Annotated in this window: 22 protein-coding genes; 16 read left to right on the forward strand and 6 right to left on the reverse strand. The window is 59.7% G+C overall.

Annotated features, from left to right (window positions below):
- Positions 1–81: 81 nt before the first annotated feature.
- Together FHT77_RS00390 and FHT77_RS00395 are read left to right on the forward strand one after the other, a co-directional pair.
- Complete coding sequence (locus FHT77_RS00390; protein WP_183751519.1) at positions 82–951, forward strand: 23S rRNA (adenine(2030)-N(6))-methyltransferase RlmJ; 870 nt, start codon at positions 82–84, stop codon at positions 949–951.
- Between the two features lie 58 nt (positions 952–1,009).
- Positions 1,010–1,606, forward strand: a complete 597-nt coding sequence (locus FHT77_RS00395; protein ID WP_183751520.1) for a glutathione S-transferase — start codon at positions 1,010–1,012, stop codon at positions 1,604–1,606.
- Here the strand turns inward: FHT77_RS00395 and FHT77_RS00400 are convergent.
- Positions 1,597–2,502, reverse strand: coding sequence for a LysR family transcriptional regulator (locus FHT77_RS00400; protein ID WP_183751521.1), 906 nt, complete (start codon positions 2,500–2,502; stop codon positions 1,597–1,599). The genes FHT77_RS00395 and FHT77_RS00400 overlap by 10 nt on opposite strands.
- A gap of 113 nt (positions 2,503–2,615) precedes the next feature.
- Here FHT77_RS00400 and FHT77_RS00405 point away from each other — a divergent pair, with 113 nt between their 5' ends.
- The gene (locus FHT77_RS00405) at positions 2,616–3,449 is read left to right on the forward strand and encodes an oxidoreductase (protein ID WP_183751522.1); all 834 of its coding nucleotides are present in this window, start codon (positions 2,616–2,618) and stop codon (positions 3,447–3,449) included.
- 64 nt (positions 3,450–3,513) lie between these two features.
- On the opposite strand, the gene FHT77_RS00410 is transcribed toward FHT77_RS00405, so the two are convergent.
- Positions 3,514–4,146 carry an outer membrane protein gene (locus tag FHT77_RS00410; RefSeq protein ID WP_183751523.1) on the reverse strand — a complete coding sequence of 211 codons (633 nt, stop codon included), beginning with the start codon at positions 4,144–4,146 and terminating at the stop codon, positions 3,514–3,516.
- A 361-nt stretch (positions 4,147–4,507) separates the two neighbouring features.
- On the opposite strand from FHT77_RS00410, the gene FHT77_RS00415 reads away from it, so the two are divergent.
- The 5 genes from FHT77_RS00415 to FHT77_RS00435 all read left to right on the forward strand — a co-directional run bounded on the left by FHT77_RS00415 (position 4,508) and on the right by FHT77_RS00435 (position 8,729).
- Complete coding sequence (locus FHT77_RS00415; RefSeq protein WP_183753819.1) at positions 4,508–5,275, forward strand: SDR family oxidoreductase; 768 nt, start codon at positions 4,508–4,510, stop codon at positions 5,273–5,275.
- On the forward strand, positions 5,272–7,308 hold the full coding sequence (uvrC, locus tag FHT77_RS00420; RefSeq protein ID WP_183751524.1) for an excinuclease ABC subunit UvrC: 2,037 nt from the start codon (positions 5,272–5,274) through the stop codon (positions 7,306–7,308). Before FHT77_RS00415 ends, uvrC begins: the two co-directional genes overlap by 4 nt.
- Positions 7,309–7,418: 110 nt before the next feature.
- On the forward strand, positions 7,419–8,009 hold the full coding sequence (pgsA, locus tag FHT77_RS00425; protein ID WP_183751525.1) for a CDP-diacylglycerol--glycerol-3-phosphate 3-phosphatidyltransferase: 591 nt from the start codon (positions 7,419–7,421) through the stop codon (positions 8,007–8,009).
- On the forward strand, positions 8,006–8,260 hold the full coding sequence (moaD, locus tag FHT77_RS00430; RefSeq protein WP_183751526.1) for a molybdopterin converting factor subunit 1: 255 nt from the start codon (positions 8,006–8,008) through the stop codon (positions 8,258–8,260). Before pgsA ends, moaD begins: the two co-directional genes overlap by 4 nt.
- Position 8,261: 1 nt before the next feature.
- Complete coding sequence (locus FHT77_RS00435) at positions 8,262–8,729, forward strand: molybdenum cofactor biosynthesis protein MoaE (protein WP_183751528.1); 468 nt, start codon at positions 8,262–8,264, stop codon at positions 8,727–8,729.
- Here the strand turns inward: FHT77_RS00435 and FHT77_RS00440 are convergent, their stop codons facing one another.
- A complete protein-coding gene (locus FHT77_RS00440; RefSeq protein ID WP_183751529.1) occupies positions 8,730–9,626 on the reverse strand; it encodes a branched-chain amino acid ABC transporter permease in 897 nt (298 codons plus the stop codon). It abuts the gene before it with no gap.
- Between the two features lie 63 nt (positions 9,627–9,689).
- Here FHT77_RS00440 and FHT77_RS00445 point away from each other — a divergent pair, with 63 nt between their 5' ends.
- Together FHT77_RS00445 and FHT77_RS00450 are read left to right on the forward strand one after the other, a co-directional pair.
- The gene (locus FHT77_RS00445) at positions 9,690–10,241 is read left to right on the forward strand and encodes a CGNR zinc finger domain-containing protein (RefSeq protein WP_183751530.1); all 552 of its coding nucleotides are present in this window, start codon (positions 9,690–9,692) and stop codon (positions 10,239–10,241) included.
- Positions 10,238–10,741 carry a hypothetical protein gene (locus FHT77_RS00450; RefSeq protein WP_183751531.1) on the forward strand — a complete coding sequence of 168 codons (504 nt, stop codon included), beginning with the start codon at positions 10,238–10,240 and terminating at the stop codon, positions 10,739–10,741. The genes FHT77_RS00445 and FHT77_RS00450 overlap by 4 nt, the downstream gene beginning before the upstream one ends.
- A gap of 71 nt (positions 10,742–10,812) precedes the next feature.
- Here FHT77_RS00450 and ndk read toward each other — a convergent pair whose 3' ends face one another.
- Positions 10,813–11,235 (reverse strand): nucleoside-diphosphate kinase, encoded by a 423-nt coding sequence (ndk, locus tag FHT77_RS00455; protein WP_016553456.1) that lies wholly within the window; start codon positions 11,233–11,235, stop codon positions 10,813–10,815.
- Between the two features lie 337 nt (positions 11,236–11,572).
- On the opposite strand from ndk, the gene FHT77_RS00460 reads away from it, so the two are divergent.
- From FHT77_RS00460 to FHT77_RS00480, 5 genes are all read left to right on the forward strand, one after another.
- Positions 11,573–12,625, forward strand: coding sequence for a sensor domain-containing diguanylate cyclase (locus FHT77_RS00460; protein WP_183751532.1), 1,053 nt, complete (start codon positions 11,573–11,575; stop codon positions 12,623–12,625).
- A 47-nt stretch (positions 12,626–12,672) separates the two neighbouring features.
- Positions 12,673–14,556 carry an ABC-F family ATP-binding cassette domain-containing protein gene (locus tag FHT77_RS00465; RefSeq protein WP_183751533.1) on the forward strand — a complete coding sequence of 628 codons (1,884 nt, stop codon included), beginning with the start codon at positions 12,673–12,675 and terminating at the stop codon, positions 14,554–14,556.
- Positions 14,557–14,684: 128 nt separating this feature from the next.
- Positions 14,685–15,512: a polysaccharide deacetylase family protein gene (locus tag FHT77_RS00470; RefSeq protein WP_183751535.1), complete on the forward strand. Its 828-nt coding sequence runs from the start codon at positions 14,685–14,687 to the stop codon at positions 15,510–15,512.
- Positions 15,513–15,607: 95 nt separating this feature from the next.
- The gene (locus FHT77_RS00475) at positions 15,608–16,534 is read left to right on the forward strand and encodes a Gfo/Idh/MocA family protein (RefSeq protein ID WP_183751536.1); all 927 of its coding nucleotides are present in this window, start codon (positions 15,608–15,610) and stop codon (positions 16,532–16,534) included.
- Positions 16,535–16,593: 59 nt separating this feature from the next.
- A complete protein-coding gene (locus FHT77_RS00480; protein WP_183751539.1) occupies positions 16,594–17,139 on the forward strand; it encodes a GrpB family protein in 546 nt (181 codons plus the stop codon).
- A 1-nt stretch (position 17,140) separates the two neighbouring features.
- On the opposite strand, the gene FHT77_RS00485 is transcribed toward FHT77_RS00480, so the two are convergent.
- Positions 17,141–17,590, reverse strand: coding sequence for a DNA polymerase III subunit chi (locus FHT77_RS00485; protein WP_183751541.1), 450 nt, complete (start codon positions 17,588–17,590; stop codon positions 17,141–17,143).
- Positions 17,587–19,080, reverse strand: coding sequence for a leucyl aminopeptidase (locus FHT77_RS00490; protein ID WP_183751543.1), 1,494 nt, complete (start codon positions 19,078–19,080; stop codon positions 17,587–17,589). Before FHT77_RS00490 ends, FHT77_RS00485 begins: the two co-directional genes overlap by 4 nt.
- Before the next feature lie 219 nt (positions 19,081–19,299).
- Between FHT77_RS00490 and FHT77_RS00495 the strand changes: the two genes are divergently transcribed.
- Complete coding sequence (locus tag FHT77_RS00495; protein WP_183753820.1) at positions 19,300–20,037, forward strand: phosphatase PAP2 family protein; 738 nt, start codon at positions 19,300–19,302, stop codon at positions 20,035–20,037.
- Positions 20,038–20,136: the final 99 nt, after the last annotated feature.

The following is a 20,136-nucleotide window of genomic DNA, read 5'->3' on the forward strand; positions in this document are numbered from 1 at the left end:
CTTTTCTATATTCGAACCAGAAACCAGCCAAAAGTCAGAAATGACGTTGATCAGGCGAATTCATCACGGGCATCAGCGAAAATGAACTACCGCCACATCTACCACGCGGGCAATTTTGCCGATGTGCTCAAGCACGCCGTTCTGGCGCGGCTGATCCGCTACATGCAGAAGAAGGATGCTGGCTTTCGCGTGCTCGATACGCATGGCGGCATCGGGCTCTATGACCTCTCCTCCGAGGAGGCGCAAAAGACCGGCGAATGGAGCGACGGCATCGGCAAGCTTCTGGACGCGGAACTTGCCCCGCAGGTCGCCGAGCTGCTGGAGCCCTACCTCACCGCCGTGCGTGAACTGAACCCGGAGGGCGGGATCCGCTTCTATCCCGGCTCCCCTAAGCTCGCGCGCATGCTGTTTCGCCCACAGGACAGGCTCTCCGCGATGGAACTGCATCCGGAGGATTTCGCGCGGCTGCACCGGCTATTCGAGGGCGACCATCATGTCCGGATTACCGAACTCAACGGTTGGCTTTCGCTCGGCGCGCATCTGCCACCGAAGGAGAAACGCGGCATCGTCCTCGTCGATCCTTCGTTCGAGGAGGATGGCGAATACGAGCGTCTGGTCGATGGCCTGGCGAAAGCCTATCGCCGCTTCCCCGGCGGTACCTACTGCCTGTGGTACCCGCTGAAGAAGGGCGCACCAATCAAGGAATTCCATGAGGCGCTACAGGACCTCGACATTCCAAAAATGCTCTGCGCGGAACTCAGCGTGCGTAGCGACCGCGGGATCACCGGCTTGACCGGCTCAGGGCTTGTTATCGTCAACCCGCCATTCACGCTGAAGGACGAGTTGCACGCCTTGCTGCCCGCGCTCAAGGATCACCTGGCGCAGGATCGCTACGCTTCGCATCGCGCGTTTTGGCTGCGGGGCGAAGGCAAGATGGCAAAGGACGGTTGACCGACTCTTGCCGGCGCGAAATAGTCGCGCCGCAACATGACCATAGGGAAGAGCGACCATGAAGATCCTTTGCGCACCGACGTCTCCCTATTCCAGCAAGGTACGCATGGCCGCGCGCTACTTGGAGCTGGATGCGATCGAGATCCGCGTGGATACGAACGCCGGGCCTGCCGTTCTCGTCGACAACAATCCACTCGGCAAAATCCCGACATTGTTGACCGACGACGGGCTGTCGATCTTCGACAGCGTCGCCATCATGCACTATTTCGACCGATTGAAGGGCAAGAAGCTTTACCCATCCAAGAGGGGCAAGCGGACGGAGGTCGAAATTCTCGAATCCCTGTGTGACGGCATCTGCGATTGCCTGCTCGCCATCGTCTACGAGCGGCGCTTCCGCGACGAGGAAAAGGTGCACCAACCCTGGATCGATCGACAGTGGAAGAAGGCAGTCTCCGGCCTGAACCATCTCAGCGTCCACCTGCCGAAAATAGGCAAGCGACTCCACGGCGGCCACTTCGCGCTCGCAGCGACGTTGGGCTACCTGGACCTCCGTTTTCCGGGCCAGTGGGAGGCGGAGCACTCCGAACTCATCGGCTGGCGCCGGGAATTTGAAAAGAAGTTTCCTGCCTACAGCCAACTGAAACCTCAGACCTGAGGCGTTCCCTTGTCAGTCTTCACGAAATCGATGAAGGCCCGCAGCGCCGTCGGGAGTTGTCGACGGCTGGGATAGTAGAGGAAGAAGCCCGGATAGAAGGGACACCAGTCCTCCAGCACGCGGATCAGCCTGCCTTCTGTGATCGCGGCTTGCGCCTGCTCTTCGAAAAGGTATCCAAGACCGCAGCCGCGCAGCACGGCATCATGGATAATGTCCTGGTCGCCCAATGTCAGCGGACCACCGACCTCGATCTCCAGTTCGATGCCGCCACGCTCGAACTCCCATCGATAGAGAGCGCCGCCGGAGAAACGATAGCGCACGCATTCGTGGTCGCGCAGATCGTGCGGTGTCACCGGCCTGGTTCTGCCTTCGAAGTAACTCGGCGCGGCGACGACCGCGAAGCGATGACGCGGGCCGATCGGCACCGCAATCATGTCGGCAGCGATGCTTTCGCCGAATCGAACGCCGGCATCGAAACCTGACGACACCATATCAACCAGTCCGTCATCGATGACGATCTCGACCTCGACGGAGGGATAAGCCTTCAAGAAACGGGCGACGATCGGCAGGAGCACGAGTTTCGTGGAGACGCGCGCCGCATTGATGCGGAGCTTCCCGTGCGGTTGGCCGCGAAAGCTATTGAGGTCGTCGAGGGCGGCATCAATGTCGAGGAAGGCCGGCCGGATCCGGTCGAACAACCGCTCGCCGGCCTCAGTCAGCGCCACGCCACGCGTTGTCCGGTTGACCAGACGCACCTCAAGTCGCTCTTCGATCGCCCGCAGCGCATGGCTTAAGGCGGAGGCCGTAACACCCAACTCGACCGATGCCCTCCGGAAGCTTCGGTGGTTGGCGATCGCCAGGAAGATCGCAAGGTCGGTGGAGCGCACACGTTTCATTGATGAATTTTTCTCAGCAACTCATGAAGCACAGCGTAAGTTCTCTCACCTATGTCGATACGCTACCTTCACTCCGTAAGCAAATCGCAGCGCAACGGACAAAGGAGATCGTCATGCGTGTTTGGTTCATCACAGGGGCTTCGCGTGGTTTCGGCGCCCTCATCACCCAGGAAGCACTCAATGCCGGCGACGCTGTCGTCGCGACGGCGCGCAACCCGAACGGCCTCGAAGCGAAGTTCGGCAATCATCCCAACCTGCTTGCCGTATCGCTTGACGTGACCAACGAAGCCTCGGCTCACACGGCGGCGGAAGCAGCGGTCAAGCGCTTCGGCCAGATCGACGTGCTGCTCAACAACGCCGGCTTCGGGCTGTTGGGCGCTGTGGAAGAGGCAACCACCGAAGAGATCGAAAAGCTCTACGCAACAAACGTCTTCGGTCTATTGAAGGTTACCCGCGCTGTCCTGCCGCATATGCGCCGCCAGCGCTCGGGGCACGTGCTGAATATCTCGTCCATCGGCGGCTACGAGTCGCACGCCGGCTGGGGCATCTATTGCTCCACGAAGTTCGCGGTCGAAGGCATCACCGAGGCGCTCGCTGCAGAAGTGGCACCGCTCGGAATCAAGGCGACGGTCGTCGAGCCCGGCTTCTTCCGCACCGACTTCCTGGACGAGAGCTCACTCGCCGTCAGCCCGAGCTCGATTGCCGACTACAAGGAGACGCCAGTGGGCGCGATGCGCGAATTCGCTGCCGGCCATAACCACCAGCAGCCCGGCGACCCCGCTCGGCTTGCCAAGGCGATGGTCACTCTGGCGCATTCGGACAATCCTCCACTGCGTATGCCCTTCGGCAGCGACACCGTGGCGGTCATCGAAGCGAAGAATGCCCACGTCGCCAAGGAACTCGCTGCATGGCGCGAGCTTGCGGTCTCGACCGACTTCCCCAAATAGGCCGCGGCTAATCGCACAAACAGAAAAGCCGGGCTGGAGCCCGGCTTTTCCGTATTCGTTCGGCTTAGAACTTGACGCCGATACCGACCTTGACGCTGTGCTCGTCGTAGCCGCGAGAAATGTTTGCGCCGCCGACATGGAAATCGCTGTCGGCGTAATTGGTGTAGCGGTACTCGACACGCGCCGTGATGTTGTTCGTCACGAAGGTTTCGGCACCCGCACCAACCGTGTAGCCAAACGAGCTGTCGGTGTCAGAGCCGGCAGCATTGCTGAACTTGTTCTTGGTGGCGGCAAGACCAGCCGTACCATACAGCAGGAACGGGTTCAGATCGTAACCGACGCGACCGCGGATCGAGCCGTTGACTTCGTTCTTGCCTTCGCCGCCGCCAGCAGCGCCGTCAGCGCCGGAATAGCCGATGTCGGCTTCCGCACCGTAAACGATCTGGCCAGCCTGCCAGTTGTAACCGGAATAAATCTGACCGCCGAGAGCACGAGCGTTGTACTTGTCGCCAAAGCCGCCCAGGTTGTAGGTGCCGGCACCGCCGAGGTAAAAGCCCTGCCAGCTCGCCGCGGGAGCCGGCTCATTCTGTGCAACCGGAGCTTCCGGGATCTGATCAACGGCATCGGCTGCATATGCGGCGGAAAACCCACCAAGGGCAACGGTCGAAACCAACAGACTAGCAATAAACGTACGCATACTCTTCTCCTTTCAGCCCGCGTCCTTCGTCAACTGTCCTACAGCGAAGCATTCGCGGGTTATTACAAATGTCCCTTGCGGTTCGGAAGGGAGATTGATGCCCAATTGAGGATTTGAAAGAGCCGAATTGTGATTTGATTGCGGCGTGCGGGTGGCTAAAATTCGATGTTGCTTTGTCGCAACAGAATATTTGTTAACCATAACGAATGGTTAAATCATGAATACTTATTTTAATGAATTATGTTCTTCAATAATACACGTAGTAATTCCGACGGCATCGCAATGAAAACGGCTATTTATCTCACCTTCGCCCGCGCCTATATAAGCAGCGAACAGAGTTTCGCGGCGAAAAGGCATGATTTTGAACGGGAAAAGACTTCGCACAGCACTCGTGACCGGGGCGGCTAAAAGAATAGGCAGGGCAATCGTCGAGGATTTGGCTGCGGATGGCTTCGCAGTCGCGATTCATGCCAGCCGTTCGATTGAGGAGGCCGAGAATTTCGCGGCGGAATTGCGGCAAAGAGGCGCCAAGGCAGTTGCCGTTCGGGCTAACCTGCAGAAAATCGATGAGACCAGCGACTTGGTAAAAAAGGCGTCGGACGCGATCGGACCGCTCGATCTACTTGTCAACAACGCCTCGGTTTTCCACGAGGATTCCGTCCGCCATATCAATGCCGAGGCATGGGACGAACATTTCGCCGTCCATGTCCGCGCTCCCTCGATTCTGTCGGCCGGCTTCGCCGCGCAACTGCCGGACGGGACGGATGGACTCGTCGTCAACATTATCGACCAGCGGGTCTGGGCGCTGCGACCGAGCTTCTATTCCTATACGCTGTCGAAGTCCGCCTTGTGGACCGCGACGCAGACCATGGCACAGGCGCTGGCGCCACGCATCCGCGTCAACGCCGTCGGCCCCGGCCCCTCGATGCCGAGTGAACGGCAGTCGCAAGAAGACTTCCAAGCGCAGGTTTCAGCGCTTATCCTCAAACGAGGGCCGCAGCTTGAGGAATTCGGCAAAACGATTCGCTTCCTCTACGAAACGCCCTCGATCACCGGCCAGATGATTGCCCTCGACGGCGGCCAGCACCTCGCTTGGCAGACGCCCGATGTGGCGGAGATTACGGAATGAATTCAAGAAAGCTGCCGGATGGCGGCGTTCTTTACGACGAGACGGATTTAGACGACGATATCGAAGTGGAGAGCGATGCTTCCACGCCGGCGCCGGCGGCTGCAATCGATTGGAACGAAGGCGGGACCAACGAGACCGGCCTTGTTGGCGCGGATCTTATCGCGGAGTTCGTCAAGCGACTGCCGAACAGCCCCGGCGTCTACCGCATGTTCAACGAGGCCGGCGACGTTCTCTACGTCGGCAAGGCACGCAGCCTGAAGAAGCGCGTTGGCAACTACGCGGTTGGCCGGGTGCACTCCAACCGTATCGCGCAGATGGTGCGACTGACGGCGAACATGGAGTTCGTGACGACTCGCACGGAAACCGAAGCGCTGTTGCTGGAAGCGAATCTCATCAAGCGCTTGCGCCCGCGCTTTAATGTGCTGCTGCGCGACGACAAGTCGTTTCCCTATATCCTGATATCAGGCGACCACCGCGCGCCCGCGATCCTCAAGCATCGCGGCGCCCGCGCCCGCAAGGGCGACTATTTCGGCCCGTTCGCCTCAGCCGGTGCCGTCGGCCGGACGATCAACTCGCTGCAGCGCGCTTTCCTAATCCGCACCTGTACCGACAGCGTATTCGAGACGCGCACCCGTCCCTGTCTGCTCTATCAGATCAAGCGCTGTTCCGGCCCCTGCACGCACGAGATCAGCGACGAGGGCTATGCCGAACTCGTCCAGGAGGCGAAGGACTTCCTTTCCGGCAAGAGCCAGAAGGTCAAGGAACACATCGCCGAGGCGATGAACCTTGCGGCCGAAGATCTCGATTTCGAGCGCGCTGCCGTCTATCGCGACCGTTTGGCCTCGCTCTCGCATGTGTCCAGTCACCAGGGCATCAATCCCGCGGGAGTGGAGGAGGCTGATGTCTTCGCAATCCACCACGAAGGCGGCATTTCCTGCATCCAGGTGTTCTTCTTCCGCACCGGACAGAACTGGGGCAACCGCGCCTACTTCCCGAAGGCCGACCCGCAGCTATCAGCTGCCGAGGTGTTGAACGCGTTCCTCGCCCAGTTTTACGATGACAAGCCGGTGCCGAAGCAGATCCTGCTGTCGGAGACTGTCGAAGAACTGGAACTGCTTGCTGCCGCACTCGGCGAGAAGGCCGGGCATAAGGTCTCCATCCTCGTGCCGCAGCGCGGCGAGAAGCGGGATCTGGTTGAGCATGTGATTGCCAATGCGCGCGAGGCGCATGGCCGGAAGCTTGCGGAAACGGCGTCGCAGTCGCGGCTGCTCGAAGGTTTCAAGGAGACCTTCAAGCTTGGCTATGTGCCGCAACGCGTGGAGATCTACGACAACTCGCACATCATGGGCACGAACGCGGTCGGCGGAATGGTGGTCGCAGGGCCGGAAGGCTTCGTGAAGAGCCAGTACCGGAAGTTCAACATCAAATCGACCGACATCACGCCGGGCGACGACTTCGGCATGATGCGCGAGGTGATGACCCGCCGCTTCTCCCGCCTGCTCAAGGAAGAAGGTCTGCCCGACCGCAGCCAACCGGCATCGCCGACGGATGCGGCCGACATGCCCTTCCCCGCCTGGCCCGATGTGATCCTGATCGACGGCGGCCAGGGACAGATGACAGCCGTGCGTGGGATCCTCGAGGACTTGGGAATCACTGATAGCGTCATAGCCATTGGGGTTGCCAAGGGCGTCGACCGCGACGCCGGGCGCGAGCGTTTCTTCCCGCAAGGACGCGAGAGCTTCACCCTGCCGCCGCGCGATCCGGTCCTCTACTTTATCCAGCGCATGCGCGACGAAGCGCACCGCTTCGCCATCGGCTCGCATCGCGCCCGGCGCAAAAAGGAGATGGTCAAGAACCCGCTCGACGAGATCGGCGGCATCGGGCCATCCCGCAAGCGCGCCCTGCTGCAGCATTTCGGAACCGCGAAGGCTGTCTCCCGTGCCGCGCTCTCCGACCTGATGGCAGTCGAAGGGATTTCGGAGACTGTCGCCAAGCAGGTTTACAATCATTTTCACGACGACGCCGCGAAATAGGTGGCGCCAGTCGCAAATTCCACGCAAAGGCAGCGGAAAAATAGAAAGAATGTTGACGCTTTACGGTCAAAGCCGTCATCTACGGGCACATCACTTCAGAGACATGTTTCATGGCATCGCGCGCATATAATATTCCGAACCTGCTGACATACGGCCGCATTCTGGCAGTGCCGCTGATCGTGCTGTGTTTTTTCCTCGAAGGAAAGCTGGCGATCAGCAACACGGCACGATGGGTGGCGCTGTGGATCTTCGTCATCGCGTCGCTCACCGACTTTCTCGACGGCTACCTCGCCCGGATCTGGAACCAGACGTCGAACATCGGCCGGATGCTCGACCCGATCGCCGACAAGCTGCTGGTCGCGTCCATTCTGCTGCTGGTCGCCGCCGACCAGACGATTGCCGGCTGGTCGATCTGGGCGGCGATCACCATTCTTTGCCGGGAGATTCTGGTCTCCGGTTTACGCGAATATCTGGCTGCCTTGAAGGTCAGCGTGCCTGTCACCCGCATTGCCAAGTGGAAGACGACCGTACAACTCGTCGCGATTGCGTTCCTGCTTGCCGGCCCTGCAGGTGACGAGATCTTCCCTTACACGACGAAGACAGGCATCGCACTTCTCTGGATCGCGGCACTGCTGACAATCTACACCGGCTATGACTATTTCCGTGCCGGCCTCAAGCACATCGTGGATGATGAAGAATGACAAAGCTCGTCTATTTCGCCTGGGTGCGCGAACGGATCGGCAAGGCCGAAGAGGAAATGGTCCTGCCGTCTTCCGTCGTTACCGTTGCCGATCTTCTGAATCATTTGAAGACGATGGGCGAAGAATATGAGACCGCGCTTCAGTTTCCCGACGTGATCCGGGTCGCAATCGACCAGGAGCACGTCGAGCACGACGAGCCGATTGGAAATCCCAGGGAGATCGGCATTTTCCCGCCGATGACCGGAGGCTGACGTGACCAGCAAGGTCGAGCCGGATATTCGCGTCCAGCGCGAGGATTTCGACCTTCAAGCGGAAGTCGATCGGCTTGGCAGGCGAAACGGCGGCATCGGCGCGATCGTCACATTCTCGGGCTTGTGCCGTGACGAAGGCGGCAGGCTCGCGGCGCTCGAACTCGAGCATTATCCCGGTATGGCCGAGGCGGAAATGAGCCGGATTGGCAGCCTTGCGATCGAACGCTTCGGGCTTATGGGCCTGACGGCCATCCATCGCTACGGCAAGATCGCCGCGCGCGAGAATATCGTGCTCGTCATCGCCGCGGCGCCCCATCGCCAAGCCGCATTCGACGGCGCCAACTTCGTGATGGACTATCTGAAGACGGCCGCTCCCTTCTGGAAGAAGGAACACGGCAAGGATGGCTCCACCGGCGAATGGGTCACGGCCAAGGACGAGGATGACGCGGCCCGCGACAAGTGGAAATAGTCAGGGTATTACCCTCTCCCTCCTGCTGAGGACCAACAGGAGCACGAGCAGCGAAAACACCACAAGGTCACGCCAGAGATAGGGGCCGTAGGCGCTCCACATCGTTTCCGCTACACCGAGACCGGCTGCACCGCCAGCCGACTTCAAAGGGTCCGAATAGCCTCCGACCGCGGCGACCATCAAAACCTTGAGGCCGAACATCAGGCCGGCGCCGAAATCCATCGTGCCGTAGTAGAAGGTGGCGAGGATGCCGCATGCGGTAGCGATCAGGCCTGCCGCCGCATAAGCGACGAGGAAGACGCGCTCGGCGCTCGTCCCGCACAGTTCTGCCGCAAGAGGATCGTCGGTCACGGCGCGCCAGAGGCGCCCCCACGACGTGCCTCTCATGACGGCAACGCCGAGCGCGACCATGGCGCACATCAATCCGGTATTGATCAGCTGTATCTCGGTCAGCGTCACCTTGAACGCCCCGTCACTCCAGAAGACGACAACGCTGTTCAGGAATGGCGAAAGCCATATGCTCTTGGTGTCGGATGCGAACCTCGCCGTTTCCATCAGCACGATGGTAATGCCGAGGGCAGCGACGATCACCGTGTTCGATGACTGGCGCACTAGGGGCAGCATGATGGAGCGCCCAATCCAGACCGCCGCCAGCATAGAATAGATCGCCGAGAACAAGGCGCCCAGCACCAGTGCAGCCGGAAGGATCAGAAACAGCCTGTTGTAGGCGATGTCGGTGAAAAGCAGCAGAATCTGGCCCGAAAACGCGAAGATCGCCCCATAGGTAATATCGGCACGTTTGGTGACCCCGAAGGCAACGGCGTAGCCAAAGGCAAGCGCAGCATAGAGCGCAGCCAGCGGTACCGCGTTCGCCAATTGCTGCAGCAGATAGGCCATGAAAAACTCCTGATTGGCGAAATCATAACTAGCAAAACATATTTTACCAGTTATATTTTCACTATGAGCTTTACCTGGACCCCACACCGCTTTTCCGGAGGCGCGTTGGCGCTGGATGTCGCCAACAGCGTTGTGCTTCGGCATGACGAGACGCGACGGATCGACCGTTTCGAAGCGTCAGCCCAGCTGGAAGCCTTTCCGCAGGCTGCGGCCGAGTTCTGTGCGGAGCGGGCGCTCTTCGGTGAGATGGTTGGTCCGGCACCACAGAACAGGCGAAACTTCCTGGCGTTGCGCGAGGCGACGGACCGCTACTTCCGGGCCCGTGTTTCAGGCGAAGGCAATGACCGACTGCTTGCCGATCTTCTGGAGGCGCTGGCGCGCACCTTGCGTGGCGCCAACGAAGCAAACGGCCTCGACGCGGCAACCGCGCATTCGGTGTTGCGGCTGATCGCCATGCCGGATCCAGAGCGCATGAAGATCTGCCGCAATTGCGGCTGGCTCTTCATCGACCGCAGCAAGAACAGGAGCCGCGCCTGGTGCGACATGGCGGTGTGCGGCAATCGTGCCAAGGCGAGCCGCCACTATCGCCGGAGGAAAGAGGAGGAAGCGCCATGAAAGCGCTGTCGATGGCTGTTTTCGTTGCAGCCGCCGTGCTGACGGGATGCCAGCGAGAGACCGACAAGCTGGTCGAGATCAGCGGTCGCGTCTTCGTTTTCAATTATCGGATCGCGGTTGCGACCTATGTCGTGACCTTGAACAAGAAGGCCCCTATTCCGGAAGGCACGCTCGCCATCGCGGAATTCGAAAACCCGGCGGGCGGCGATGTGCTGGTCACCAACGAGAAGGTCTATCCGTTCTGGGACAAGATCACGCTGCAAAGCCCCGCGCTTCATTGCGTCAAGAAGGATAAGCCTTACGCCGTGAACGTTCGCTTGGTCGATGCCAAGGGAGAGACCTTGCAGAGCCTGAAGACCGAGGTGATCTCCAGCCTCGACCAGTCGGTCATGCCGGGCAAGCCACTCGTTGTCGGGCCACTCTATACGAAGAACCCCGAGGTCTTCAAACCGGATGGCAGCGTGGACTACGACTCTGCCGCCACCTGCCCTTCAACGTAAAAAAGGCCGGAGCAGAGCCCCGGCTTTCAGAGTCAATTCAATGGCTTCAGCGGTGTCGCTGAGCGCCTGAATCAGCCGACGATTTCGGTGTCGGAGAACCAGTACTTGATTTCCTGTGCAGCGGTTTCCGGAGCGTCCGAGCCGTGAACCGAGTTCTCGCCGATCGACAGGGCGTGAACCTTGCGGATCGTGCCTTCGTCAGCGTTTGCCGGGTTGGTCGCACCCATGATTTCGCGGTTCTTCAGGATGGCGCCCTCGCCTTCCAGAACCTGAACGATGGTCGGGCCAGAGGTCATGCCTTCAACCAGTTCGCCGAAGAAGGGGCGTTCCTTGTGAACAGCGTAGAAGCCTTCGGCTTCGCGCTTGCTCATCCAGACGCGCTTGGAGGCGACGACGCGCAGGCCGGCATCCTCGAGCATCTTGGTGATAGCACCCGTCAGGTTGCGCTTCGTTGCGTCCGGCTTGATCATCGAGAAAGTGCGTTCAATCGCCATGGGTCGAATTCCTTTATTTCGTGGGAAAAGTGGGCGGTGTTTACCCGCCTGATAGCCCGAAAACAAGTGGGCTCAGGCAATTTCACGCGGCTGTCATGCAACGATTGCCTCACGTCGAGCGAAAGCCACTCCTCCGCCCGCGCGATAACGCTGCCGCTTCGATGAACATCAAACGTCCGCCAGGACAGTAAATGTCAGTTGGATACGCTCCATTAACCGCGTTTCACTGTTCAGCAGCGTAATTCAACTACAAACGACCGAGCTTAAGCTATTTTTAGCGCGCTAGTTGCATAGAGAAACCAAACGCCGATGCCAAAGTCGGAGCGAGGGGAACGTCATGCGAACTGCGCCAAACTCACAGGTACAACGAGAAGCAGCACAGCGCCCGGCCGCCGCCCCGACCGATCTTCAGCGGATCGCCCAGCATATGACCCGGCTTGCAATCGCCGGCCTGCCACGTAACTACGAACTCCTGCATGACGCGATCATCGGCCAGAACGCCGCCCTCGCACAGGATATCGCCGCGCTCGGACCGAGCCCGCGGCAGGCCTCGCTCGATGAAATCGGCCTGAAGTATCGGCTCGTCAGCCATTGCGGTCTCGCAAGCGAGATTTCGCATGCGGAAACAAGCAGGATGCTCCGTGATGCGGCGGATAGACTTTCGGACAGCTTGCGCCAGAAGCAGGCCTTCCTGCGCGCGGCGGAAAGGACGCTTCAATCGATAGCGGGGAATGCCGACCAAAACCTTGGCGCGATCATGAGCGAGATGGAGTACCTGTCGACCTCTCTCTCCAACGTCTTGGCTTCCGAAAAGGATATCGAGGCCCGGCTGAAAAGCGACGTCGAACGCCTTGAGGCGATCGAGCTTGGTATCGCAGCGGCTCACTCAGCATCGGCCACTGACAAGCTGACCGGAATCCCCAACCGCATCGCCCTCAACAAAGCGATCGCCGATCTCTATGACCGGGAAGAAGGCGCCGCCGGCAGCGCCCTCATCATGGTCGACGTTGACGACTTCAAGGCATTCAACAGCCGCTACGGTACACAGGTTGGAACGCGAGTGCTGAAGAAGCTTGCTGATCTCTTCCGCAAGTCGATCAAGAAGAACGATCTTGTTGCACGGATCGATGGCGACGAATTTGCTTTCCTGTTTGCCAATGTCGGCATGCAGGAGGCTCTTGCGATTGCCGATCGCCTCCGAGCCTCGGTGGAAGACCACATGACGTTCGCGGCATCCGATAACACTGCCTCGGCCGGGCTTACAATTTCGCTCGGGATCGCCTTGAGCGCCGACGCAACGACTGCATCGCAGTTGCAGGCAAATGCACGCGTCGCACTCCACGCCGCTCAGTCAAATCGCCGGCAGCCCGTGCAAGCCTTCGGTCGCTGAGCCGCAGGCTCTTGCACTGATCACGGCTTTCGGCCAAAACGCCGGCTATGATCACGATTTCCGATATCTCCGCACGTATTGCCGGCCGACTGCTTCTCGATCACGCCAGCGTTTCGCTGCCAGCCGGCACGAAGGCAGGTCTTGTCGGTCGCAACGGCGCGGGTAAATCCACGCTATTTCGAGTGATTACCGGCGATCTGGCCGCGGAGAGCGGCTCCGTCTCGATCCCGAAGAATACGCGCATCGGACAGGTTGCGCAGGAAGCACCGGGAACGGAAGACGCGCTGATCGAAATCGTGTTGGCCGCGGACAAGGAGCGCTCAGCGCTGCTGGCGGAGGCGGAAAGCGCCACCGATCCCCATCGCATCGCGGAAATCCAGATGCGGCTGGTGGATATCGATGCGCATTCCGCGGAGGCCCGTGCTGCCAGCATTCTGGCGGGCCTCGGCTTCGATCAGGAAGCGCAGTCGCGGTCGGCCTCCTCCTTTTCGGGCGGTTGGCGAATGCGCGTCGCTCTCGCTGCGGTTCTGTTCTCCGAACCGGACCTGCTGCTTCTCGACGAGCCGACCAACTATCTCGACCTCGAAGGCACCTTGTGGCTCGAGGATTATGTACGTCGCTATCCGCACACGGTCATCATCATCAGCCACGACCGCGATCTCCTGAACAACGCAGTCAACGCGATCGTTCATCTCGACCAGAAGAAGCTGACCTTCTATCGCGGCGGCTACGACCAGTTCGAGAGGCAGAAGGCCGAAGCGGACGAGTTGCAGACGAAGGCGCGGGTGAAGAACGAGGCAGCCCGCAAACACCTGCAGAGCTTCATCGACCGCTTCAAGGCAAAGGCCTCCAAGGCACGCCAGGCACAGAGCCGCGTCAAGGCACTCGAGCGCATGGGAACGGTAGCCGCCGTCATCGAGGATCACGTCCAGCCGATCACCTTCCCCGAGCCGGAAAAGCAACCTGCCTCCCCCATCGTCGCCATCAGCGGCGGCGCAGTCGGCTACGAACCTGGCAAGCCGATCTTGAAGGGGCTCAACCTGCGGATCGACAATGACGATCGCATCGCTCTGCTCGGTTCCAACGGCAACGGCAAGTCCACTTTCGCGAAATTCATTTCCGGTCGCTTGGCGGCGGAGGCAGGCGAAGTCAAGCTCGCTCCCAACCTCAAGATCGGCTTCTTCGCGCAACACCAGCTCGACGATCTGATCCCGGACCAGTCGCCGGTCGAGCATGTACGTCGCCTGATGTTGGACGCGCCCGAAGCAAAGGTGCGGGCACGTGTCGCCCAGATGGGCCTCGCGACGGAGAAGATGTCGACTGCGGCAAAGGATCTCTCCGGCGGCGAGAAGGCGCGCCTGCTGATGGGGCTCGCTGCCTTCCACGCGCCCAATCTCCTGATCCTCGACGAACCAACGAACCACCTCGACATCGACAGCCGGCGAGCGCTCATCGAGGCGCTGAACGACTACGAAGGCGCGGTCATTCTGATTTCGCACGATCGCCACCTTATCGAGGCGACTGTCGATCGGTTGTGGCTCGTCAACAAGGGCACGGTCACGACCTTCGAAGGCGATATGGATGAATACCGCGACCTCGTTGTCGCATCTGGCAGGAAGAAGGACGAGAAACCCCAGCTTGCGGAAGAGTCCGCCTCGAAGGCGGACCAGCGCAAGCTGAACGCCGAAAAGCGCGCATCGCTCGCGCCGCTCAAGAAAAAGATCAACGAAATCGAATCCTTGACCGGCAAGCTGGAGAAACAGATTCAGGCGCTTGATGCGGAACTTGCGGATCCCCTGCTCTATGAAAAAGCGCCTGCGAAGGCTGCGGAGAAGGCCAAGCAGCGCGGTGAGGCTGCCGCAAAGCTTGCCGCCGCCGAGGAGCAGTGGCTCGAGCTCTCTTCAGAATACGAAGACGCTATGGCGGGATAGCCACAGCTCTTTGTCAAGGCTCGTCGGACCCCGCACTATTGAGTGCATTGCAAAGCGATCGAAACCGATCGTTAACCATAATCATAAAGGTTGTCTCAACATTCATTACTGATTTGTTGAGCCCTTTCATGCATCGCGTCGCCTTCCTTTCCGGTCTCATCTTGAGCGTGGCCCTCGCCGGCTGCCAATCTGCCAGGCGGACTGCGCCCGATACCACGATCAAAACCTCCTCAATTGTCGCGCCGGAAGGCCAGATCTCGGAAGCCGAAGGTAGCCCCCTCCAAATGTCTCGCGATAGTCTCCAGCATCACCTTGCTGGTCGAACGCTGACGGTCGCCTCCATCCATGATCTGCGCCTTGAGGACAAGGAAGTCATCCTCAGCTTCGACGACGGTCCGATTCCCGGCCGCACGGACCGCGTCCTTGCGACGCTGGATCAGTTCGGCGTCAAAGGCGCATTCATGATGGTCGGCGAAATGGCGGAGTTACATCCGGAACTCGCCCGCAGGGTCGCTATGGAAGGCAACGCGATCGGCAGCCACACCTACCGACACGAGAACCTGGCGGCGCTGACCTTCGACATGGCGATGAAGGAGATTACCCGGGGCGAAGCCGCTGTCACCAGGGCGACGGGAGTCGAGGTCAACTTCTTCCGCTTTCCATATCTTGCCGACAGCCACCAGCTTCGTGCCGCCGTTGCAATGCGCGATATGGTCGTGATGGATGTCGACGTGGACAGCAAGGATTACTTCAGCACATCGCCTGCCGCCGTGACCAAGCGGACGATGGACCTGCTGCACAAGCGGGGACGCGGCATCATTCTCATGCACGACATCCACAATCGCACGGCGACCATGCTGCCGACACTGCTTTCAAGGCTCGAGGTCGAGGGGTATAAGGTTGTAACGCTGCAATTCAAGAAGCCGACTGCCCCCGCCGAGATGGCGTCTCTTTGATAGACCATCGACGCTTGCCCGCCAGTTTGTTTCTGCTAAAACAGGCGCAAAATAAGTCATACTTTTGAGCGAAACACCGAATGCGAGCCACCAGCATGTCACCTATCAACCTCGCCATCGTCGGCGTCGGCAAGATCGTCCGCGACCAGCACCTTCCTTCGATCGCCAAGAATTCCGACTTCAAGCTCGTAGCCACGGCAAGCCGTCACGGCACCGTCGAGGGCATCGAGAGTTTCACGACGATCGATGCGATGCTCGACGCCGTCCCTGATATCGACGCGGTTTCGCTCTGCATGCCGCCACAGTATCGCTACGAAGCGGCACATAAGGCACTTTCGGCCGGCAAGCATGTGTTCCTCGAGAAGCCTCCGGGCGCCACCTTGAGCGAAGTGGCCGATCTCGAAAGCCTCGCTGCAAGCAAGGGCGTTTCGCTGTTTGCCAGCTGGCATTCGCGCTATGCGGCTGCTGTCGAGGCCACGAAGTCCTTCCTGGCTTCGACGACCATCAACAAGGTCCACGTCATCTGGAAGGAAGACGTTCGCCACTGGCATCCGAACCAGGACTGGATCTGGCAGGCCGGCGGTCTCGGCGTTTTCGATCCGGGGATCAACGCCCTGTCGATCGTCACTCACATTCTGCCGAAGGCGATCTTCCTGACCGGCGCAACACTTGAATTCCCGGAAAATCGCGACGCGCCGATCGCCGCTGATCTGCATTTCAAGAATGCCGATGGCGTGCCTGTTCATGGCGAATTCGACTGGCGACAGACGGGCAAGCAGAGCTGGGATATCCTTGCGGATACCGCGGCCGGCCACATGGAACTGGCAGAGGGCGGCTCCAAGCTCTCGATCAACGGTGAACTGAAGTTTTCCGCTCCTGAAGAGGAGTATCCGGCGCTCTACCGCCGATTCGCGGAAATCGTCAAAGCCGGCAAGTCGGATGTCGACCTCGCGCCGCTTCGGCACGTCGCCGATGCCTTCATGCTCGGCAAGCGCAAGTTCGTCGAGGCTTTCTACGATTGATTCAAGCACGCCGAACCTCGTGATATTGTGAAGTCTCACGGTCTTCAGGGAGGTTCGGCATGCGAGACGATCCGGCTTACGGCCTTGGCTTGAAGAATTTGACGGTTTCGCTCGCCGAGCCCAATGCCTTTTGGGAGCGAGCCTATGCCAGCGAAGCGCATGCCATCGGCCAAGCACTCGGCGGCGCGGTAATCGAGATTCAACATGTCGGCAGCACAGCCATTCCCGGCATCAAGGCAAAGCCTATCATCGACATCGCTGTCGGTGTTAAGCACCTCGACGACGGTCTGCGCTGCATCGACGCCATGGAAGCAATCGGCTATGACTATGCCGGTAACGACATTGTCCCCGACGACCACATTTTCGGTCGTGGCGTCAAGGATGAGAGCCGCACTCATCTGGTCCATGTCGTGGAGCATCGTGGGGATAACTGGAACCGCATGATCGCTTTTCGCGACGCCCTGCGCAGTGATATCCGGCTCGCACGCGCCTACGAGCAGCTCAAGGTTGGGTTGGCCAGCGAGCATGCGGAGAGGCGCGCGGAATATACCAAGGCAAAGCGGGACTTCATTGACAACGTCCTGATGGCTTCCGGCCTACGCTAGTTCAAGCCTTCTTCTCCCATCGACGCTCCGGCGTCTGCTGCCAGTATGTCAGGCTGTGCCCCTCGCCTTTCAGTTTCTTCCACTGCGCGCGGGCAGCCTCAAGCTGCTCCTGGTCATAACCATCGAACATGAAGACAATCCGCTGGTAAGAATCAACAGCAGGCGGCTCTGCGCCATCGACGATAAATCGCACCGTCGCAGCGTTGGCGTTTCCTTCGGAGATCGTGAGGAGAACTGGCTGATTTGCCGCCATGTCCCCCTCATCCGTGCCATGCGGCAAGAAACTATCCTCGCGAAATGTCCAGAGATGCTGATCGAGGAAATCGCGCCGCGCAGCATCCTTCAACTGGATGGAGACCCGCCAGCCGCGCTCGACGCTTTTTTCGAGCAGCGGCGGGAGGGCATCTTCCAGCTTCGATTCCGTAAGGTGATAGAACAGGACTTCCGTCATGACTCGTAGTTGGTGCGCACCAGCTCGTCGAGTAGCCGCACGCCGTAGCCGGATCCCCAGGACTGATTGATCTCATCCTGCGGCGAACCCATGGCGGTTCCCGCAATGTCGAGATGCGCCCAGGGCGTGTCTTGCACGAACCGCTTGAGAAAATGGGCCGCGGTGATCGAACCCGCGTGACGACCGCCTGTGTTTTTCATGTCGGCGAACTTGCTGTCGATCATCTTGTCGTATTCTTTGCCGAGCGGCATGCGCCAGAGCTTTTCGCTGGTTTTCAGACCAGCAGCCGTCAGTTGGGCCGAGAGCTCGTCGTCGTTCGAGAACAGACCGGCATGGACATTGCCGAGTGCAACAAGAATGGCGCCCGTCAATGTCGCCAGGTTGATCATGAACTTCGGCTTGAATCGGTCGTTGCAATACCAGAGCGCATCACAGAGCACGAGCCTGCCCTCCGCATCCGTATTGATCACCTCGATCGTCTGACCCGACATGGACGTAACGATATCACCGGGACGCTGTGCGTTTCCGTCGGGCATGTTCTCGACCAGACCAATGATACCGACCGCGTTCACGGCGGCCTTGCGGGCGGCGAGAACGCGCATCAGGCCGGTGACGGCCGCGGCACCGCCCATATCGCCCTTCATTTCTTCCATGCCGGCCGCGGGCTTGATCGAGATGCCGCCGGTGTCGAAAACCACGCCCTTGCCGATGAAGGCAATTGGGCTCTCTCCACTCTTGCCGCCCTTCCACTGCATGATCGCCAACCGCGGAGGCCTCACCGAGCCCTGCGCCACGCCCAACAGTGCGCCCATGCCAAGCTTCTGCATTTCCTTCTCGGTGAGGATTTCGACCTCGACGCCGAGCTTTTCCAGTTCGCTTGCCTTGGCGGCGAACTCCACCGGCCCCAGGACGTTCGGCGGCTCGTTCACCAGATCGCGAGCCAGGTTGACGCCGGCGGCAACGGCTTCCGAAACCTTGAATGCCTTTGCTGCATCCGCCGCATTTGCCGTAACAATGGTCACGGCGACCTGCCCATTGCGGCCGTTGCTGTCCTCGTCCTTCTTCTTCGTCTTGTAGGTATCGAAGCTATAGGCGCGCAAAAGCATGCCAAGCGCAAAGTCCGCAGCCTCTTTCGCGCCAACGCCGACACCTGGCGCATCGACGAAGACAACCACCTCTTCGGCCTTCTTGATCTTGGAGGCGGCGACGCCACCCGCCTTCAACCAATCGTGAGCAGTCAATTCGTCAGGCTTGCCAAGGCCAACGACGAAGAGCCGCTCCGCTGCTGAACCTTCCGGAGCAACAAGATCCAATACGGTCATAGGCTTGGCAGAAAACGCTGCGATCTTTGCGGCCCTGGCGATCACGCCGGCGGGATCTGCGATCTTAGCCCCTGCGGCACGATCCGAACCGCTTGCCTGCAGCAGCACCGCATACCCCCCGGCGATCTCGGCGGTTGTCACAAATGAAACATCGAACTTGGCTGACATATCTTCTCCAGTGGGATTTTCCTAAATCCGCTCCATCCGATCATTTCGAGTTTCACCCTCGAAGACAAGCCTTGGCCCAACGCCATGGCTGCCGACCGGCCGTGAACGCGTTAATCGGATGTCATCTTCGCCGCATATTCCTCCCGTCGTATTGAGTCTACAGGAAACGCAAGATTGCTTACAGCACTAGGACTATCCAGCGGACGGGCACCTTGGCGTATTGCGGCATCGCATGGGACCACTCCCGCCCGTAGATTTATCGGTCTACTCTTTCTCTGGTGGGGCCTCCTTGCCCTGTTCAACGTCTTTCCCGAGATCGATATCTACGCCTCCACGCACTTTTTTGTTCAGGAAATCTGTGCCAACGCTGCCATCGGGAAATTCTGTGGCCATTTCCCCTACCGGCAAGAGACCTATCTCGCGCTCCTACGAACTCTCTTCCTCCGGCTCCCGTATGCCATCGCTTTGATGATGCTTTGGAAGCTTGCGGCGTGTTATTGGCACCATGGAGCCACCTTCAATGCCGTACGCGCCCGTGCGTTCAAAGTCGCGCTCGCCTCCCTGATCATCGGTCCAGTGATTTTGGTAAACTTCGTCCTCAAGGCATACTGGGGACGGCCGCGGCCCTACCAGACAGTGGACTTCGGCGGCCACCTCGACTTCGTACAGGCGGGTTCGATGGCTGGAAAGTGTATGGCGAACTGCTCGTTCATCTCAGGCGAAGCCGCTGGCGCGGGTTGGGTCTTCTGTCTCATTTTCCTGCTCCCGCAGCCGGCGCGTACCGCGCTTGCCCTGCCGCTCGCCGCCATCTCTTTCCTGGCGCCTGCGATGCGCGTTGCTTTCGGCGCGCATTATCTCTCGGACGTGATCCTCGGATGGCTGTCGTCCGTCGTGATCTTTGCAGGTTTTCTTGCACTCACCGATTCGCCACAGGGCAAAAAAAAATCTGAAATTTGAATGAATTTTCGACGCTGCCTTGTCGCAAAAGCGAACCAAAGAGCGTAGATGGATTTCGCTGCGCAGCGGCATCGGTTCGCAAATGGCGTTCAAGGGCAT

This window comes from Rhizobium sp. BK181 (genome assembly GCF_014193305.1).
Classification (GTDB): Bacteria; Pseudomonadota; Alphaproteobacteria; order Rhizobiales; family Rhizobiaceae; genus Rhizobium.

Bases quoted from the DNA above. Each gene is read 5' to 3' on its own strand.
- FHT77_RS00390 (WP_183751519.1), top strand. From the start codon at position 82: ATGAACTACCGCCACATCTACCACGCGGGCAATTTTGCCGATGTGCTC.
- FHT77_RS00395 (WP_183751520.1), top strand. From the start codon at position 1,010: ATGAAGATCCTTTGCGCACCGACGTCTCCCTATTCCAGCAAGGTACGC.
- FHT77_RS00400 (WP_183751521.1), bottom strand. From the start codon at position 2,502: ATGAAACGTGTGCGCTCCACCGACCTTGCGATCTTCCTGGCGATCGCC.
- FHT77_RS00405 (WP_183751522.1), top strand. From the start codon at position 2,616: ATGCGTGTTTGGTTCATCACAGGGGCTTCGCGTGGTTTCGGCGCCCTC.
- FHT77_RS00410 (WP_183751523.1), bottom strand. From the start codon at position 4,146: ATGCGTACGTTTATTGCTAGTCTGTTGGTTTCGACCGTTGCCCTTGGT.
- uvrC (WP_183751524.1), top strand. From the start codon at position 5,272: ATGAATTCAAGAAAGCTGCCGGATGGCGGCGTTCTTTACGACGAGACG.
- pgsA (WP_183751525.1), top strand. From the start codon at position 7,419: ATGGCATCGCGCGCATATAATATTCCGAACCTGCTGACATACGGCCGC.
- moaD (WP_183751526.1), top strand. From the start codon at position 8,006: ATGACAAAGCTCGTCTATTTCGCCTGGGTGCGCGAACGGATCGGCAAG.
- FHT77_RS00440 (WP_183751529.1), bottom strand. From the start codon at position 9,626: ATGGCCTATCTGCTGCAGCAATTGGCGAACGCGGTACCGCTGGCTGCG.
- FHT77_RS00445 (WP_183751530.1), top strand. From the start codon at position 9,690: ATGAGCTTTACCTGGACCCCACACCGCTTTTCCGGAGGCGCGTTGGCG.
- FHT77_RS00450 (WP_183751531.1), top strand. From the start codon at position 10,238: ATGAAAGCGCTGTCGATGGCTGTTTTCGTTGCAGCCGCCGTGCTGACG.
- ndk (WP_016553456.1), bottom strand. From the start codon at position 11,235: ATGGCGATTGAACGCACTTTCTCGATGATCAAGCCGGACGCAACGAAG.
- FHT77_RS00460 (WP_183751532.1), top strand. From the start codon at position 11,573: ATGCGAACTGCGCCAAACTCACAGGTACAACGAGAAGCAGCACAGCGC.
- FHT77_RS00465 (WP_183751533.1), top strand. From the start codon at position 12,673: ATGATCACGATTTCCGATATCTCCGCACGTATTGCCGGCCGACTGCTT.
- FHT77_RS00470 (WP_183751535.1), top strand. From the start codon at position 14,685: ATGCATCGCGTCGCCTTCCTTTCCGGTCTCATCTTGAGCGTGGCCCTC.
- FHT77_RS00475 (WP_183751536.1), top strand. From the start codon at position 15,608: ATGTCACCTATCAACCTCGCCATCGTCGGCGTCGGCAAGATCGTCCGC.
- FHT77_RS00480 (WP_183751539.1), top strand. From the start codon at position 16,594: ATGCGAGACGATCCGGCTTACGGCCTTGGCTTGAAGAATTTGACGGTT.
- FHT77_RS00485 (WP_183751541.1), bottom strand. From the start codon at position 17,590: ATGACGGAAGTCCTGTTCTATCACCTTACGGAATCGAAGCTGGAAGAT.
- FHT77_RS00490 (WP_183751543.1), bottom strand. From the start codon at position 19,080: ATGTCAGCCAAGTTCGATGTTTCATTTGTGACAACCGCCGAGATCGCC.